The following is a 17,226-nucleotide window of genomic DNA, read 5'->3' as shown; positions in this document are numbered from 1 at the left end:
GATGACCCAGCCGATCCGCATCAAGGACCACGAGAAAGACGCACGTCTGGTACGCGCGCGGGTCGTGTTCGGCGCTTTTCTGGTGGTGGGGCTGATCGGGGTGTTGATCGCCCGTCTGTATTTCCTACAGGTGATCCAGTACGACTATCACTCCACATTGTCGGAAAACAACCGGGTGCATGTGCAGCCGATTCCGCCGACCCGTGGCCTGATTTTCGACCGCAATGGCGTGGTGGTTGCGGACAACCGGCCCAGCTTCAGCCTGAGCATGACCCGTGAACGCTCCGGCGACTGGCAGCAGGTCCTCGATGTAATCGTCGAGGTGCTACAGCTGACGCCTGAAGATCGGGTGATCTTCGAAAAGCGCATGAAGCAGGGGCGCCGGCCATTCGAGCCGGTGCCGATCCTGTTTGAGCTGACCGAAGAGCAGATCGCGCGGATCGCGGTGAACCAGTTCCGTTTGCCAGGTGTGGAAGTGGTGGCGCAGTTGGTGCGGCATTACCCGCAAGGGCCGCACTTTGCCCACTCTGTTGGCTATATGGGGCGGATCAACGAGAAAGAGCTGAAGACCCTTGATCCGGTGAACTACAGCGGCACCCACCATATCGGCAAGACGGGCGTGGAGCGTTTCTACGAGCCCGAGTTGCATGGCCAGGTGGGTTACGAAGAAGTCGAGACCAACGCCCGTGGCCGTGTGCTGCGGGTGCTCAAGCGCACCGATCCGGTACCGGGCAAGGACATCGTGCTGAGCCTGGACATCAAGCTGCAGGAAGCTGCCGAGATGGCCCTGGGCGGGCGGCGTGGCGCCGTCGTGGCACTGGACCCGAACACGGGCGAAGTGCTGGCGATGGTCAGCCAGCCGAGTTTCGACCCCAACCTGTTCGTCACCGGCATCAGTTTCAAGGCCTACGCCGAGTTGCGCGATTCCATCGACCGGCCGCTGTTCAACCGCGTGCTGCGCGGCTTGTATCCGCCGGGTTCGACGATCAAGCCAGCGGTGGCGATTGCCGGCCTGGACGCAGGAGTGGTCACGGCCTCCAGTCGAGTCTATGACCCCGGCTACTACATGCTGCCCAATTACGATCACAAATACCGTAACTGGAACCGCACCGGTGACGGCTATGTCGATTTGGATACCGCGATCATGCGCTCCAACGACACCTATTTTTACGACCTGGCCCACAAGCTGGGGATCGACCGCCTGTCTGCCTACATGGGCAAGTTTGGCCTCGGTCAGAAAGTCTCCCTCGACATGTTCGAAGAATCCCCAGGCCTGATGCCGTCGCGGGAGTGGAAGCGCGCGACCCGTCGCCAGGCGTGGTTCCCGGGTGAAACCCTGATCCTCGGGATCGGCCAGGGCTACATGCAGGCCACGCCGCTGCAACTGGCCCAGGCCACGGCGCTGGTGGCTAACAAGGGCATCTGGAACCGTCCGCACCTGGCCAAGACCATCGAAGGTGAAAAGCCGGTGGACGACAACCCGATCCCCGACATTGTGCTGCGCGACCCGTCGGACTGGACCAAGGTCAACCACGGCATGCAGCAAGTGATGCACGGCGCCCGAGGCACCGCGCGCAAGGCGGCGATTGGCGCGCAGTACCGCATTGCCGGCAAGAGCGGTACCGCCCAGGTGGTGGCGATCAAGCAGGGCGAGAAATACGACCGCACCAAGGTTCAGGAACGCCACCGTGACCACGCCTTGTTTGTCGGCTTTGCGCCGGCCGACGACCCGAAAATCGTGGTGGCGGTGATGGTCGAGAACGGCGAGTCCGGCTCCGGCGTCGCGGCCCCGGTGGTGCGCCAGATCATGGACGCCTGGCTGTTGGCCGACGACGGCCGACTCAAATCCGAATATGGCGGCCCCCCTTCAAGCACCGAGGTTACGGCCAGTGAAGAGTAATTTTGACCGCATCCTCTCCAGCGAGGATGTGATGCGTCGCCGTGCGACGTTGCTGCAACGCATGCACATCGACGGTCCGTTGCTGATCCTGCTGCTGACCCTGGCGGCCGGCAGCCTGTTCGTCCTCTATTCGGCCAGCGGCAAGAACTGGGACCTGCTGATCAAGCAGGCCTCGTCGTTTGGCCTGGGCCTGTTGTCGATGGTGGTGATTGCCCAGCTGGAGCCGCGTTTCATGGCGCGCTGGGTGCCCCTCGGTTACGTCGCTGGCGTGTTATTGCTGGTGGTGGTGGACGTGATGGGCCACAACGCCATGGGCGCGACCCGCTGGATCAACATTCCGGGGGTGATTCGCTTCCAGCCGTCGGAATTCATGAAGATCCTGATGCCGGCGACCATCGCCTGGTACCTGTCCAAGCGCACCTTGCCGCCGCAGCTCAAGCATGTGGGGGTGAGCCTGATCCTGATCGGCATACCGTTCATCCTGATCGTGCGCCAGCCGGACCTCGGCACCTCGCTGCTGATCCTCGCGGGCGGCGCGTTCGTGCTGTTCATGGGCGGCTTGCGCTGGCGCTGGATCCTCAGCGTGCTCGCCGCCGCCGTGCCGGTGGCCGTGGCCATGTGGTTCTTCTTTATGCACGACTACCAGAAGCAGCGGATCCTCACGTTCCTCGACCCGGAAAGCGATCCGCTGGGCACCGGCTGGAACATCATCCAGTCGAAAGCCGCCATCGGTTCCGGCGGCGTATTTGGCAAGGGCTGGTTGCTGGGCACCCAGTCGCACCTGGACTTCCTGCCCGAGAGCCACACCGACTTCATTATTGCGGTGATGGGCGAAGAGTTCGGCCTGGTGGGCATTTGCGCATTGTTGCTGATCTATCTGTTGTTGATTGGTCGCGGGCTGGTAATCACCGCCCAGGCGCAGACGCTGTTCGGCAAATTGCTCGCCGGCGCCCTGACCATGACTTTTTTTGTTTACGTTTTCGTCAACATCGGTATGGTCAGTGGCCTGCTGCCGGTGGTTGGGGTGCCGTTGCCATTCATTAGCTACGGCGGAACTTCGCTGGTGACATTGCTGTCAGCGTTTGGGGTTTTGATGTCGATTCATACGCATCGCAAATGGATCGCACAGGTTTGAATAAGGTGAAGATGTCAATGCAAGTAATGCGCGGCTGGGCGACTCGGCACGCGTCCTGGATGGGCCTGATTGGCCTGCTGGGCGCAACGCAAGAGGCGCAGGCCGGTGACTACGATGGTTCACCCCAGGTCGCCGAATTTGTCGGTGAAATGACCCGCGACTACGGTTTCGCCGGTGAACAGCTGATGGGCGTGTTCCGCGAGGCGCAGAAAAAGCAGGCGATCCTCGACGCCATCTCCCGCCCGGCTGAACGGGTGAAGCAATGGAAGGAATATCGCCCGATGTTCCTCACCGACGCCCGCGTGGCGCGAGGTGTGGATTTCTGGCGCCAGCACGAGGCCGTACTGGCCCGCGCCGAGCAGGAATACGGGGTGCCGGCCCAGGTCATCGTCGCAATCATTGGCATTGAAACCTTTTACGGGCGCAACACCGGCAGTTACCGGGTGATCGACGCCTTATCGACCCTGGGTTTCGATTACCCGCCGCGCGCCGAGTTCTTCCGCAAGGAGCTGCGCGAATTCCTCTTGCTGGCCCGCGAAGAGCAGGTCGATCCCTTGACCCTCAAGGGGTCCTATGCCGGTGCGATGGGCTTGCCGCAGTTTATGCCGAGCAGCTTCCGCGCCTACGCAGTGGACTTTGACGGCGACGGCCATATCAATATCTGGAGCAATCCCGACGACGCCATCGGCAGTGTCGCCAGCTACTTCAAACGTCACGGCTGGGTTGCGGGCGAACCGGTGGTGATCCGCGCCGATGTGGCCGGGGATCGCGCCGATGAAGGTCTCACCCAGGGCATCGAACCGGTCAAGACGGTCGGGGAGTTGCGGGCGCTGGGGTGGTCGAGTCAGAATGCGCCACGCGATGACATGCCGGTGACGGCGTTCCGTCTCGAAGGCGAAAACGGCCCTGAATACTGGATGGGCTTGAAGAATTTCTACGCAATCACGCGTTATAACCGCAGTGTGATGTACGCCATGGCCGTGCATCAGCTGTCAGACATGCTGGTCCAAGCACGGGGCAACAAGTAATGCGGGTATCGCCGATCAAAAAACCGCTCAAGCTGGTGGCGTTTGCCGCGTTGTCCTTGTTGGTAGTCAGTTGCTCCACCAGTCGTGGTCCGGCGCAGAAGTCCGGGGGGGCGGTGGTCCGTTCCCAGCCGGGCCTGGACATCAACCGTGCGCACAAAGATGGCGCGCCGTGGTGGGATGTCGATGTGTCGAAGATCCCGGATGCCACGCCGACCCTGCACACCGGGCCGTACAAGGCCAACCCGTATACCGTGCTGGGCAAGAGCTACTTCCCGCTGCAAGAGTCCAAGACCTACGTGCAATCGGGCACGGCGTCCTGGTACGGCACCAAATTCCATGGCCAGAACACCGCCAACGGCGAAGTGTATGACCTGTATGGCATGAGTGCGGCGCACAAGACCTTGCCGCTGCCCAGCTACGTACGGGTAACCAACCTGGACAACAACCGCACGGTGATCCTGCGGGTCAATGACCGTGGGCCGTTCTATTCCGATCGCATCATCGACTTGTCCTACGCCGCGGCGAAGAAACTTGGCTATGCCGAAACCGGTACGGCGCGGGTCAAGGTCGAAGGTATCGATCCGGCGCAATACTGGGCCCAGCGCGGCAAGCCGGCACCGTTGATGCTCAACGAGCCAACCAGCCAGCAGCCGCAGGTGAACGCGTCGGCCGGCAAGATCGAACAGTGGACGCCGCCGCCGCAACAGCACGCACCGGATACCGTGGTGGTGCCGCGTGCCGCGCCGGGGGCTTCGATGGCGGGCGGGCAATACCTGCAGGTCGGCGCTTTCGCCAACCCGGATGCGGCAGAGCTGCTAAGGTCGAAACTCAGCGGCATGGTCAGCGCGCCCGTCTTTATCAGCTCCATCGTGCGTAACCAGCAGACCCTGCACCGTGTACGCATGGGGCCGATTGGCACGCCGGGTGAAGTCGCACAAGTACAGAACAGCGTGCGCATGGCCAACCTGGGGCAACCCAGCGTGGTCACCGCCGAATAACAAAAGATTGAAGGTCCGGGCCCGAATGTGGGCCTGAACCCTGGTTGTTGGCTCGTTGAACAATAAAACCCAGGGGCAAGGGGTGAGCGGGCAACCGAACACGCGACAGTCTGGCAACGGCCTGTCTGAATAAGTTTTGCCCGCGAGGGCAAGTTTCCATAAGCAATTTCGAGAGACGGATGAACATCACCTCCTTAGCCAAACGCACGTGCCTGCTCCTTTCGCTGATCATCACCCCGGCCGCCTGGGCGGTTGAAATGGTGCCGGCTTCCCCGCAACTGGCCGCCAAGGCCTGGGTCCTCATGGATGCCGCCAGCGGCAACGTGCTGGTCGAGAGCAATGGTGACCAGCGTCTGCCTCCAGCCAGCTTGACCAAGCTGATGACCGCCTACATCGCGACCCTGGAAATCCGTCGCGGCCAGATCGGCGAAAACGACCCGGTGACCGTCAGCGAAAACGCCTGGCGCACCGGCGGTTCGCGGATGTTTATCAAGGTCGGTTCGCAAGTAACCGTGAGCGACCTGCTGCACGGCATCATCATCCAGTCCGGCAACGACGCCAGCGTGGCGCTGTCCGAGCACATCGCCGGCAGCGAAGACGCCTTCGCCGACATGATGAACAAAACCGTGGCTGACCTGGGCATGACCAACAGCCACTTCATGAACCCGACCGGCCTGCCAAACCCTGAGCACTATTCGTCGGCTCACGACATGGCGATCCTGGCGCGCGCGATCATCCGTGTCGACCCGGTGCACTACGCGATCTACTCCCAGAAAGAATTCTTCTGGAACAACATCAAGCAGCCTAACCGCAACCTGTTGCTGTGGCGTGACAAGACCGTCGATGGCCTGAAAACCGGCCACACCGACGAAGCCGGCTACTGCATGGTGTCGTCCGCCGTACGTGATGGCCAACGCCTGATCGCCGTGGTCTTCGGCACCAACAGCGAGCAGGCCCGTGCGGCCGAGACGCAAAAACTGCTGACCTACGGTTTCCGCTTCTTCGAAACCCAGACCTTCTATCAGAAGGGTGCTGAGCTGGCGACCGCGCCGGTGTGGAAAGGCGCGACCTCCCAAGTCAAGGCCGGCCTGGCTGAAGACCTGACCCTGACCATGCCTAAAGGCCAGCTGAAAAAGCTCGCTGCCAGCATGACCATGAACCCGCAATTGGTTGCACCGATTGCCAAGGGTGACGTGATCGGCAAGGTCGAAGTGAAACTGGACGACAAGGTGGTGCACAGCGCCGACCTGATCGCGCTGGACGCCGTCGACGAAGGTGGTATCTTCCGCCGCGTGTGGGATAGCATCCGTCTATTCTTCTACAGTTTGTTCAACTGATAAGTGTGCACCTGCACAGCCCCGCGTTGATCCGACGCGGGGCTTTGCCCGTCGCCACGGCTTACGCTTACGAGGCCGTTACGCCATGACCGATACCGAAGTAAAGGCGCCAAAGATCGAATTCCCAGTGACGGATTATCCCGTCAAAGTGATCAGCGATACCGGCGTGGGCAACAAAGACACCATCATCGCAATCGTGCGCAAACACGCGACGATCAACGACAACCGGGTGGACGAGCGTTCGAGCACCAACGGTAAATACACCACGATCCAGTTGCACATCGTTGCGACCGGTCAAGACCAGCTCTACGACATCAACAGCGAACTGCGGGCCACCGGCTTCGTGCACATGGTGCTGTGATGTCAGGCGTCCTGGGCTTTCGCGAGCTCGGCCAGATGGCCTACGAGCCGGTCTGGCATGCCATGCAGCGGTTCACCAACGAGCGCGGTACCTCGGCCCCGGACGAGATCTGGCTGGTAGAGCACCCGCCGGTGTTCACCCAGGGCCAGGCCGGCAAGGCCGAGCATCTGCTGTTGCCGGGGGATATTCCGGTGGTGCAGGTCGACCGAGGTGGCCAAGTGACTTACCATGGCCCGGGACAACTTGTCGCATACCTATTGTTGGATGTGCGCAAGCTGGGTTTTGGCGTACGCGACCTGGTCAGCCGCATGGAGACATGCCTGATCGAGCTGCTGGCCAGCTACGGCGTGACCGCCGCGGCCAAGCCCGATGCACCTGGCGTGTACGTGGATGGCGCGAAAATCGCCTCCCTGGGCCTGCGCATTCGCCACGGTTGTTCCTTTCATGGCCTGGCCCTGAACGTAGACATGGACCTGGCGCCGTTTCGTCGGATCAACCCGTGCGGCTATGCCGGGCTGGCGATGACCCAACTGAGCGACCACGCCACACCGATTAAATTTGCCGAGGTTAGTGCCCGGCTGCGTGCGCAGCTCGTCAAACACCTCGACTATGCTGAGCAGACGACCCTTACGGGCGGAATCGACTGATTATGACTACTGATGCAGTGCAAACCATGATCCCGACGGTGGACGTTACCGATCGTCCGGCCCCGGCCCCGCGTGCCAAGGTGGAAGCCGGCGTCAAGCTGCGCGGCGCCGAGAAGGTTGCACGCATCCCGGTGAAGATCATTCCGACCACCGAACTGCCGAAGAAACCCGACTGGATCCGCGTGCGCATCCCGGTTTCGCCGGAAGTCGACCGTATCAAGGCCCTGCTGCGCAAGCACAAGCTGCACAGCGTGTGCGAAGAAGCCTCCTGCCCGAACCTGGGTGAATGCTTCTCCGGCGGCACCGCCACCTTCATGATCATGGGTGACATCTGCACCCGTCGTTGCCCGTTCTGCGACGTGGGCCACGGCCGGCCGAAGCCACTGGACGTCAACGAGCCGGAAAGCCTGGCCATCGCCATCGCCGACCTGCGCCTCAAGTACGTGGTGATCACCTCGGTAGACCGCGATGACCTGCGTGACGGCGGTGCCCAGCACTTTGCCGACTGCATCCGCGAGATCCGCAAGCTGTCGCCAAACGTGATGCTCGAAACCCTGGTCCCGGACTACCGTGGCCGCATGGACGTCGCCCTGGAAATCACCGCCGCCGAGCCACCGGATGTGTTCAACCACAACCTGGAAACCGTGCCGCGCCTTTACAAGGCCGCGCGTCCGGGTTCGGACTACCAGTGGTCGCTGACCCTGCTGCAGAAATTCAAGCAGATGATGCCGCACATCCCGACCAAATCCGGTTTGATGCTGGGCTTGGGCGAGACCGACGAAGAAGTCATCGAAGTCATGAAGCGCATGCGCGAACACGACATCGACATGCTGACCCTGGGCCAGTACCTGCAACCGTCCCGCAGCCACTTGCCGGTGCAGCGTTTTGTGCACCCGGACACCTTCGCCTGGTTCGCCGAAGAAGGTTACAAGATGGGCTTCAAGAACGTTGCGTCGGGCCCGTTGGTACGTTCGTCGTACCACGCTGACGAGCAGGCCAAGCTGGTCAAGGCGAGCCTGGTTTCCTGATATAGATTTACGCAACGCCGCAAATCCAATGTGGGAGCGGGCTTGCTCGCGAAAGCGGTGGTTCAGTCACCTGATTTATTGACTGACACTGCGCTTTCGCGAGCAAGCCCGCTCCCACATTTCGTTCCGCGTCAATTAAGGAGATCTGTGGATGTCTGCTGCCGTACCTGCCCTTCGCCCCGAAGGCACCATCGCCCTGATTGCCCCTGCTGGCCCGGCTACCCTGGATGTGGAAAAAGCTGGCCAATGGATGCGCGCTCGCGGCTACGACCTGCGAATCTTCCCCGGTGTCTACGAGCGCGACGGCTACCTCGCCGGCAGCGATCAAACCCGTCTCAGCGATCTCCATCGCGCCTTCGCCGACCCCGACATCGACGCCATTTTCTGCCTGCGCGGCGGCTACGGCACGCCACGTCTGCTCGATAGCCTCGATTTCGACCTATTGCGCGCCAACCCCAAGCCGTTCGTCGGCTATAGCGACATCACCGCTCTGCATCTTGCGATTAGCCGCTACGCCGGTTTTGTGACCTTCCACGGCCCGATGCTCAACGCCGACCTGTTGGGCGACAAGCAACCACCTACCGAGTCTTCCCTGCTCAGCATGCTGCGCGGCGATCTCGGCGCCGGCAGCGTGCTGGCGCACCCGGTGGCCTACCCGTTGACCACGATTGCCCCAGGCATCGCCTGTGGGCGCTTGCTGGGGGGCAACCTGTCGATGATTGCAGCAGTGATGGGCACGCCCTTCGAGATCGACGCCGAAGGCATCATTCTGTTGATCGAAGACGTCAACGAACCGATCTACCGCATCGACCGTTTGCTTACGCACCTGCGCCTGGCGGGCAAGCTGGCCCAGGTTGCCGGCGTTTTGGTGGGGGATGTTGCTGGGGTGGACCCGGCGGCGTTGGAGCGTTTGCTCAAGCAGACTTTCGAGCCGTTGTGCATTCCGGTGCTGGCTGGGTGGCGCAGTGGGCATTGCGACCCGAACCTGACGCTGCCGATGGGCGCGTTGGTGCGGTTGGATGCGGGGGAGCAGCGGTTGGTGTTGGAGCAGGATGTGGTCTTTAAATAATTGTTGCTTGTGATGGCGTCATCGCAGGCAAGCCAGCTCCCACATTTGGAATGCATTCCCCTGTGGGAGCTGGCTTGCCTGCGAGAGCGGTAGTGGCCATCAGCAGATCTAGCGGTTTTGCAAAGACTCCAGCAACTTCACAGTAGGATACCCATCCGCCGGCCACCCCAACGACTGCTGCGCCGCCCGAATCGCCTTGCGCGTATTGGCGCCGATAATCCCGTCCGGGTTACCGGCCTCATAGCCCTTGGCGTTCAGCACGGTCTGCAAGTCGATGCGCTGGGAACGACTCAGCGGCAGTTCATCCTTCGGCCAATCGCCACGAATCACACCACCGCCACCAAACCGTTCCGACAGCAGCCCCACCGCCAGTGCGTAGGACGACGAGTTGTTGTACTTGAGGATCGCGCGGAAGTTATCCAGCACCAGGAACGCAGGCCCACGGTAACCCGCAGGCAGGAGCAGGGCTGCGGACAACTGGTCGACGTTCGGCGGCATGCTCGCGCCGGGTGGCAGTTGGATGCCCAGTTTCAGCCAGTCGGCGACGGTCTTGCGGACACCGCCATCGGCCAAGGCGTAATTGAAGTCCGCCGGCAGTCGATTGACCTCAAACCCCCACGGTTGGCCTTTCTGCCAGCCGGAGCTTTGCAGGTAGTGCGCCGTGGAGGCGAGGGCGTCGGCCGGGCTGTTCCAGATATCGCGGCGACCGTCGCCATCGAAATCCACGGCGTGGGTGTTGTAGGTGGTCGGAATGAACTGGGTCTGGCCCATGGCGCCGGCCCAGGAGCCTTTCATCTGATCGGCCTGGATATCGCCGTGCTGGATGATTTGCAGCGCCGCCAGCAATTGCGCCTGGGCAAACGCCGGGCGACGGCCTTCATAGGCCAGGGTCGCCAGGGAGCGGATCACCGAATTGTTGCCCTGGAACTGGCCGAAGTTGCTTTCCATGCCCCACACCGAGACCAGCGCCTGGCGATCCACGCCATAACGCTCTTCGATGCGTTGCAGGATGTCGGCGTACTTGATCAGCAGCGCCTGGCCATTACGCACCCGCAGCGGCGACAGGGCACCGTTGAGGTATTCCCACACCGGCCGGGAGAACTCCGGCTGGCTGCGGTCGGCGCGGATGACGGCCATGTCCGGGGTGACGTTGGCAAAGGCATTGTCAAAAACGGCAGGGGTGATCCCGGCCTTCAGGGCTTGTTCGCGAAACCCGGCCTGCCATTCGGCGAAGGTCTGGGTCGGCTGGATATCCAGGTTGTCCACGGCCAGGGGCGCCACGACAGCGGGGGCCACGACTGGAGCGGTCTGGAGTTTGGGCAGGGGTTGAGCGTCGGCGGCGGTAGGTTTCTCCGCACAGGCGACGAGCAGAATGAGGCTGGAGGCAGCGATCAATTGGCGAAGGTGCCAACGACGGGAGAGACAAGAGGGCATGCACAGGTCCAGGGATTACAAATCAGGTGCAGACCTTATCATGCCAAAGGGGCGCTTGCCTTCAGGCAGCCAGAAAGTAAGAAGCCTCCCAGCTATTAGACTGGAAGGCTTCGCGGCGGTAGCTGCCTTTGCCCTTGCCGGCGCGTTCTTGACGGCTGCGGAACAGTGGCTGGGCGATGATGGATTTGGCCTTGTTGGGGCCATGCTTGGATGGCTTTTTGCTCATGGTCGGTACTCTCTGGGTGGGTTGGAGCGGTGCAAATCATCTGCCGAAGTTGGGCGGCTGTAAAGACTGGCACTTATCAGAAATTGTAAATGCGATCAAAAATGTGGGAGCGGGCTTGCTCGCGAATGCGGTGTATCAGTATCAGATGTGTTGACTGACACGCCGCCTTCGCGAGCAAGCCCGCTCCCACATTGGATTTGCAGTGTTTTTGAAAGGGGATTATTCGGCGGGAAGGGTCAGGCGCTGGCCGGCCATCAATAGCGACAGGCGGCTCAAACTCATCCACGGCGAACCCGCCGCCTGGCCCTTTATCTGTGCATCGATGCGCTGCGCTTCCAGCAGCAGCTGCGCCCAGCGTTGCGCCGAGTGCCGTTGCAGGGCTTTGCTCATCAGGGGTTTGCGCTTGTCCCACACCGGTGGCCGGGCCTGGCTGAAGCATTTGTCCAGCGGCGTGCCCTGGCTGTATTGCAGGGCAATATTGGCCAGCACCCGTAGCTCACGGGCCAGGGCCCAGAGAATCACCGGTGGCTCCACGCCTTCGCCGCGCAGGCCTTCGAGCATGCGCAAGGCGTGGGCGGGTTCGCCGTTGAGAATGGCATCCACCAGCCCGAACACGTCAAAACGCGCACTGTCGGCCACCGCGCCCTGTACGGTTTCGACGGTGATTTGCCCGTCCTCGGCCATCAGCTTGAGCTTTTCGATCTCCTGGGCGGCGGCCAGCAAGTTGCCTTCAACCCGCGCGGCGATCAGTTCCACAGCGTCTTGCGTCGCCGACAGCCCCGACTGGGACAGGCGTTGACGAATCCATTGCGGCAACTGATTGCTGTCCACCGGCCAGATCTGGATGAACTGGGTCTGCGGACCCTCCACCAACGCCTTGCCCCACTTGGTTTTCTGCGCACTGCCGTCGAGCTTGGGCAGGCTGATCAACAGCACCGTGTCTTCGGCCGGGCGCGAGCAGTATTCCATCAAGGCCGCCGCGCCCTTGTCACCGGGCTTGCCGGACGGCAGGCGCAGTTCCAGCAGGCGTTTTTCGGCGAACAGCGACATGCTCGCCCCCGCTTGCAGCAGCGTGCCCCAGTCGAAACTGGCGTCGGCGCTGAACACTTGGCGTTCATCGAAGCCTTGCTGGCGTGCGGCGGTGCGGATGGCGTCGGCGGCTTCCTGGCACAGCAGCGGGTCATCACCGCTGACGATATAGACAGGCGCAAGGCCACCTTGCAGGTGTTTGGCGAGTTGGGCGGGGGCGAGTTTCATAGGCGGGGCGAACGGGGCGCTTGGGGCGCCCCGTCTGGCTTACTCGACTGGGACTTCAACAGGCGATTGTTTCGGCGTGTTGTCTTCGTACTCTTGCGCGGCTTTCAGGGCGTCGGCGTCAGCCTTGGCTTTGTTGTCGGCGGCTTGCTGCAAGGTTTCGAGTTTTTCCGGTGTCAGCATTTGCAGGCGCAGCATCACGCGCTGTACCAGGTCACGACGGATTTCCTTGCGCACCTGAATGGTTTCGGAGTCCGAACCGACCAGGTTGTTGCCGTCGTGGCTGACGATTTTCTGGACGACGATCTTGTCACCCATCAGCGGCAAATTATCACGGCCACGGATTTCGAAGGTCAGCTCGGTGGCCAGTTCGATGTCGGACGCGCGGCCGGCACTGGCGTAGCTCAGGTTACGCTGGGTGTTTTTCTCACTGGCCAGGAACAGCTTGTAGGTCGCGCCGGTATAAACCTTGACGCCGCTGTTTTCCAGGACTTGGCGCAGCTGGGTCACGGTCTCGCCGTAGGCGTCGCGTGCGCTGAGGTCCAGTTCCTTGATCGTCAGGTCATTGGTGCCGGTGCCGCGCAGCTGGAAGCCGCAAGCGCTCAGCAGTACGGCAAGGCCCATCACCAGCAGATTGCGTTTGATCATTGTGTTGCTCCCCTTGAAACCAGGTGGGCCTTATCGAGGCCCTGAAGGTTTTGTTCGGCGCGGGGCTCGAGCCCCGCGCCCGATCCGATTTAGCTGGCGACGATATTGACCAGTTTGCCAGGCACGACGATCACTTTGCGGATCGTCAGGCCTTCGGTGAAGCGCAGCACGTTCTCGTTGACGCGTGCGGCGGCTTCGACGTCTTCACGGCTGGCGCTGGCCGGCATGTCGATCTGGCCACGCAGCTTGCCGTTGACCTGGATCACCAGTTGCAGCGTGTCCTGGACCAGGGCGCTGTCATCCTGCTTCGGCCAGGCCGCATCAATGACGGCGCCTTCGTGGCCCAGTCGGTTCCACAGGTCGTGGCTGATGTGCGGTGTGATCGGCGCCAGCAGCAGGGTGACCGTTTCCAGGCCTTCCTGAATCAGTGCGCGGTCCTGTTCGGTCGCTTGCGGGGCTTTTTCCAGCACGTTCATCAGCGTCATCACCTGGGCGATGGCGGTGTTGAACTTGTGGTTCTGGCCCACGTCCTGGCTCGCTTGCCGGATCGCCAGGTGCGTGCTGCGACGAATGACTTTCTGCTCATCGCTCAGGCCGACCACGTCCAGTTTGCCCGGCAGGCCCTGGTTGATATGGGCGTGCGCCAGGCGCCAGACGCGCTTGAGGAAACGGTGCGAGCCTTCGACGCCGGAGTCGGACCATTCGGCGCTCATGTCGGGCGGCGAGGCGAACATCATGAACAGGCGGCAGGTGTCGGCACCGAACTGGTCGATCATCGACTGTGGGTCAACGCCGTTGTTCTTCGACTTGGCCATCTTCTCGGTGCCGCCGATTTCCACCGGCAGGCCGTCCGAGATCAGCTTGGCGCTGATGACCTTGGCTTTGCTGTCACGCACCAGCTCGACGTCTGCCGGGTTGAACCAGGTGTAGGCACCGTTGGCTTCACGGCGGTAGTAGGTCTCGGCGATCACCATGCCTTGGGTCAGCAGGTTCTTGAACGGCTCATCGGAGCTCACCAGGCCTTCGTCACGCATCAGCTTGTGGAAGAAGCGCGCGTACAGCAGGTGAAGGATGGCGTGTTCGATACCACCGATGTACTGGTCCACCGGCAACCAATGGTCGGCTGCGGATTTCTCCACCAGGCCACCCTCGTAGTGCGGCGAGGCGTAGCGGGCGTAGTACCACGAGGACTCGACGAAGGTGTCCATGGTGTCGGTTTCACGCTTGGCAGGCTGGCCGCATTTAGGGCAGCTGCACTCGTAGAACTCAGGCATGCGCGCCAACGGCGAACCGGCGCCGTCCGGCACCACGTCTTCCGGCAGGACGACCGGCAGTTGGTCTTCCGGTACCGGCACGTCACCGCAGGTTTCGCAGTGGATGATCGGGATCGGGCAGCCCCAGTAGCGCTGGCGGCTGATGCCCCAGTCGCGCAGGCGGAACTGGGTGCGCGAGGCGCCCAGGTTTTTCTTGATCAGTGCCACTTCCATGGCGTCGAACGCACCCTGGAAGTCCAGGCCGTCGAACTCGCCGGAATTGATCAGGGTGCCGTGCTCGCCGTAGGCGTCTTGCCACGGGGCCGGGTTGGTGTCGCCGGAGCTGGTGCGCACCACGGACTTGATCGGCAAGGCGTACTTGGTGGCGAACTCGAAATCACGCTCGTCGTGGGCCGGCACAGCCATTACTGCGCCATCGCCGTAGTGCATCAGCACGTAGTTGGCGACCCACACCGGCAGTTTTTCGCCAGTCAGTGGGTGCTCGACGAACAGCCCGGTCGGCAGGCCTTTTTTCTCTTGGGTAGCGACGTCGGCTTCAGCCACGCTGCCGCCTTTGCATTCGGCGATGAACGCCTGCAGCTCAGGGTTGTTCTGTGCCGCCTGGGTGGCCAGCGGGTGCTCGGCGGCCACGGCGACGTAGGTCGCGCCCATCAACGTGTCTGGACGGGTGGTGAAGACTTTCAGTGCGCCCGCTTCGCCGATCGAGTCGACGTTGTACGGGAACTGCACTTCCATGCCCTTGGACTTGCCGATCCAGTTGCGCTGCATGGTCTTGACCTGTTCAGGCCAGCCCGGCAGGTCGTCGAGGCTCGACAGCAGTTCATCCGCGTAGGCGGTGATCTTGAAGTAGTACATCGGGATTTCGCGCTTTTCGATCAGCGCGCCGGAACGCCAGCCGCGACCGTCGATCACCTGTTCGTTGGCGAGTACGGTCTGGTCGATCGGGTCCCAGTTAACGGTGCCGCTCTTTTTGTAGATCACACCTTTTTCGAACAGGCGAGTGAACAGCCATTGTTCCCAGCGGTAGTAATCCGGCTTGCAGGTGGTCACTTCGCGGGACCAATCCACCGCCAGGCCCAGGCTGCGCAGCTGGGTCTTCATGTAGGCGATGTTTTCGTAGGTCCACTTGGCGGGGGCCACGTTGTTTTTCATCGCGGCGTTTTCCGCCGGCATGCCGAAGGCGTCCCAACCCATGGGTTGCAGGACGTTCTTGCCGAGCATGCGCTGGTAGCGCGAGATTACGTCGCCGATGGTGTAGTTGCGCACGTGCCCCATGTGTAGCTTGCCGCTGGGGTAAGGGAACATCGATAGGCAGTAGTAAGTCTCCTTGCCTGGCTGTTCACTGACTTCAAAGGACTTTTGCTCGTCCCAGAAGGTTTGGGCGGCATTTTCGATTTCACGGGGCTGATATTGTTCGTGCATGGCTACTTTTGAACTGAATAGGGGTGGCCTAATCCTCTTCGGTGCAACGTTCAGGATGATCGACACCAAAAAGCGGCGCGTCCGTGCCCAAACCCTGCGGGAAGTGGAGTTACAGGAAGCGCCGTAGCATACATGACCCCACTCTATCGAGGGAAACCCTGATTGCGCAGCCAGGGCCGTCTGTCGCGGCACCAGGCAGGTGCAGCCACGGGGGCTACGCTGTTTATTGGGGAGCAAGACTTTTCTTCAATGAGGTGAGGGGATGGCTGAATCGCAGCGAACTTTAACGAAACCGCAGTTGTACGAAGGACTGATCGACCGTTTGGGTCGTGCATTGGATGCAGCAAAAACAGCAGGCCGCTTGTGTGATGAGTTGCCTGAGGAGCTGGAGTTGCGTGGCTTGAGCCAGGCAGAGCTTGAACTGATCAAGGTTTTCCTGGAGTCCAATCACCACCGCGCATCGTATGAACAGGCCTCCCCGCCTGCTCAGGATTCCTTGCGCTCGGCCAAGGTGGTTTGGCTGAAAGACTTGCCTGCCGCTCGCGGCCCGGAAAAGCTACGGGTCGTACGGTGCAAGTGATGCACAGCGTTATCTGTAAACCTTCTCAAATTGTGCTGGTAAAGATTGTCGCTAAATCCCGTTGCATCTAGGCTTCGGGCATCTTTGGAGATGCCCGATGCCTTTTCGTTATTTCATCAAACAATTGTTGTTGCCGCCCGGTATTTTCTTGCTGCTGCTGGCGCTTGCCTGGTGGTTTCGTCGTAGCCGTCCGCGGCTGGCGGGATGTTGTTTTGCGCTGGGGCTTGGCGGAATGTGGCTGATCAGCCTGCCGGTGATGGTGGAGTGGGGCGCTCACGCTCTGGAGACAGAGCCGCCGTTGGCGCGGGAAGAGTGGGCGACCCTGGCGCAACGCGCCGACGCCATTGTGGTGCTGGGTTCGGGGCGCGAGCGCGGCGATCCGGCGTGGGGTACCGACCAGCCCACCGGCGTCGGGCTTGAGCGTGAGCGTTATGCGGCGCGATTGGCCAAGGCCTCGGGGTTGCCGGTGTTGACCAGCGGCGGGTTGCACTACGGCACGCCGCCCAGCGAGGCCGAGTTGATGGCCGTGTCGATGCAGGATGACTTCGGCGTCACGGTGCGCTGGAAGGAAGAACGCAGCCGTACTACTTGGGAAAACGCCCAGATGAGTGCCGAGATTCTGCTGCCCGAAGGCATCAAGCGCGTGGTGGTGGTTACCCAGGCCTGGCACATGCCGCGTTCGGTGTGGAGCTTTGAGCGGGCCGGCTTCACCGTGGTGCCGGGGCCGGTCGGTTTTCTGGGGGTGGACAATGCCCGGCCGTTGGGCGGTTGGATGCCGGAGTTCAAATCGATCTGGCAGAGTGGGCAGTTGATCAATGAGGCGGTGGGGCAGATAGGGTACCGATTATTTTATAAGTAGCACCGCAGGACAAATGTGGGAGCGGG

16 protein-coding genes are annotated in these 17,226 nt (G+C 61.7%); 11 read left to right on the top strand and 5 right to left on the bottom strand.

Annotated features, from left to right (window positions below):
• Position 1: 1 nt before the first annotated feature.
• The 9 genes from mrdA to DBR46_RS11880 all read left to right on the top strand — a co-directional run bounded on the left by mrdA (position 2) and on the right by DBR46_RS11880 (position 9,503).
• Complete coding sequence (gene mrdA / locus DBR46_RS11920) at positions 2-1,900, top strand: penicillin-binding protein 2 (RefSeq protein ID WP_124526357.1); 1,899 nt, start codon at positions 2-4, stop codon at positions 1,898-1,900.
• A gap of 31 nt (positions 1,901-1,931) precedes the next feature.
• Positions 1,932-3,035 (top strand): rod shape-determining protein RodA, encoded by a 1,104-nt coding sequence (gene rodA / locus DBR46_RS11915; RefSeq protein ID WP_017735626.1) that lies wholly within the window; start codon positions 1,932-1,934, stop codon positions 3,033-3,035.
• A 17-nt stretch (positions 3,036-3,052) separates the two neighbouring features.
• Complete coding sequence (gene mltB / locus DBR46_RS11910; protein ID WP_124526356.1) at positions 3,053-4,063, top strand: lytic murein transglycosylase B; 1,011 nt, start codon at positions 3,053-3,055, stop codon at positions 4,061-4,063.
• Entirely contained in the window at positions 4,063-5,061 is a 999-nt protein-coding gene (locus DBR46_RS11905) for a septal ring lytic transglycosylase RlpA family protein (RefSeq protein WP_124526355.1), read from the top strand. The genes mltB and DBR46_RS11905 overlap by 1 nt, the downstream gene beginning before the upstream one ends.
• Positions 5,062-5,240: 179 nt before the next feature.
• The gene (locus DBR46_RS11900; protein WP_124526354.1) at positions 5,241-6,398 is read left to right on the top strand and encodes a D-alanyl-D-alanine carboxypeptidase family protein; all 1,158 of its coding nucleotides are present in this window, start codon (positions 5,241-5,243) and stop codon (positions 6,396-6,398) included.
• Positions 6,399-6,483: 85 nt separating this feature from the next.
• On the top strand, positions 6,484-6,759 hold the full coding sequence (locus DBR46_RS11895; RefSeq protein WP_124526353.1) for a DUF493 domain-containing protein: 276 nt from the start codon (positions 6,484-6,486) through the stop codon (positions 6,757-6,759).
• Positions 6,759-7,406, top strand: coding sequence for a lipoyl(octanoyl) transferase LipB (gene lipB / locus DBR46_RS11890; protein WP_017735631.1), 648 nt, complete (start codon positions 6,759-6,761; stop codon positions 7,404-7,406). Before DBR46_RS11895 ends, lipB begins: the two co-directional genes overlap by 1 nt.
• 26 nt (positions 7,407-7,432) lie before the next feature.
• Positions 7,433-8,434 carry a lipoyl synthase gene (gene lipA, locus DBR46_RS11885; RefSeq protein WP_017735632.1) on the top strand — a complete coding sequence of 334 codons (1,002 nt, stop codon included), beginning with the start codon at positions 7,433-7,435 and terminating at the stop codon, positions 8,432-8,434.
• Between the two features lie 151 nt (positions 8,435-8,585).
• Positions 8,586-9,503, top strand: coding sequence for an LD-carboxypeptidase (locus tag DBR46_RS11880; protein WP_124526352.1), 918 nt, complete (start codon positions 8,586-8,588; stop codon positions 9,501-9,503).
• A gap of 108 nt (positions 9,504-9,611) precedes the next feature.
• Here DBR46_RS11880 and DBR46_RS11875 read toward each other — a convergent pair whose 3' ends face one another.
• From DBR46_RS11875 to leuS, 5 genes are all read right to left on the bottom strand, one after another.
• Entirely contained in the window at positions 9,612-10,937 is a 1,326-nt protein-coding gene (locus DBR46_RS11875) for a lytic murein transglycosylase (RefSeq protein WP_124526351.1), read from the bottom strand.
• A 61-nt stretch (positions 10,938-10,998) separates the two neighbouring features.
• Positions 10,999-11,163 carry an alternative ribosome rescue factor ArfA gene (gene arfA, locus DBR46_RS11870; RefSeq protein WP_003176285.1) on the bottom strand — a complete coding sequence of 55 codons (165 nt, stop codon included), beginning with the start codon at positions 11,161-11,163 and terminating at the stop codon, positions 10,999-11,001.
• A 219-nt stretch (positions 11,164-11,382) separates the two neighbouring features.
• Positions 11,383-12,420, bottom strand: coding sequence for a DNA polymerase III subunit delta (holA, locus tag DBR46_RS11865; RefSeq protein ID WP_124526350.1), 1,038 nt, complete (start codon positions 12,418-12,420; stop codon positions 11,383-11,385).
• Between the two features lie 39 nt (positions 12,421-12,459).
• Positions 12,460-13,065: an LPS assembly lipoprotein LptE gene (gene lptE / locus DBR46_RS11860; RefSeq protein WP_124526349.1), complete on the bottom strand. Its 606-nt coding sequence runs from the start codon at positions 13,063-13,065 to the stop codon at positions 12,460-12,462.
• An 89-nt stretch (positions 13,066-13,154) separates the two neighbouring features.
• Entirely contained in the window at positions 13,155-15,761 is a 2,607-nt protein-coding gene (gene leuS, locus DBR46_RS11855) for a leucine--tRNA ligase (RefSeq protein ID WP_124526348.1), read from the bottom strand.
• Between the two features lie 262 nt (positions 15,762-16,023).
• Here leuS and DBR46_RS11850 point away from each other — a divergent pair, with 262 nt between their 5' ends.
• Together DBR46_RS11850 and DBR46_RS11845 are read left to right on the top strand one after the other, a co-directional pair.
• The gene (locus DBR46_RS11850; RefSeq protein WP_124526347.1) at positions 16,024-16,341 is read left to right on the top strand and encodes a hypothetical protein; all 318 of its coding nucleotides are present in this window, start codon (positions 16,024-16,026) and stop codon (positions 16,339-16,341) included.
• Between the two features lie 97 nt (positions 16,342-16,438).
• Positions 16,439-17,200 (top strand): YdcF family protein, encoded by a 762-nt coding sequence (locus DBR46_RS11845; RefSeq protein ID WP_124526346.1) that lies wholly within the window; start codon positions 16,439-16,441, stop codon positions 17,198-17,200.
• The last annotated feature ends 26 nt before the right edge of the window (positions 17,201-17,226 follow it).

This window comes from Pseudomonas sp. KBW05, assembly GCF_003852405.1.
Classification (GTDB): Bacteria; Pseudomonadota; Gammaproteobacteria; order Pseudomonadales; family Pseudomonadaceae; genus Aquipseudomonas.
The sequence above is the reverse complement of the archived record's forward strand: the minus strand, read 5'-3'. Positions and strand labels throughout refer to the sequence as shown.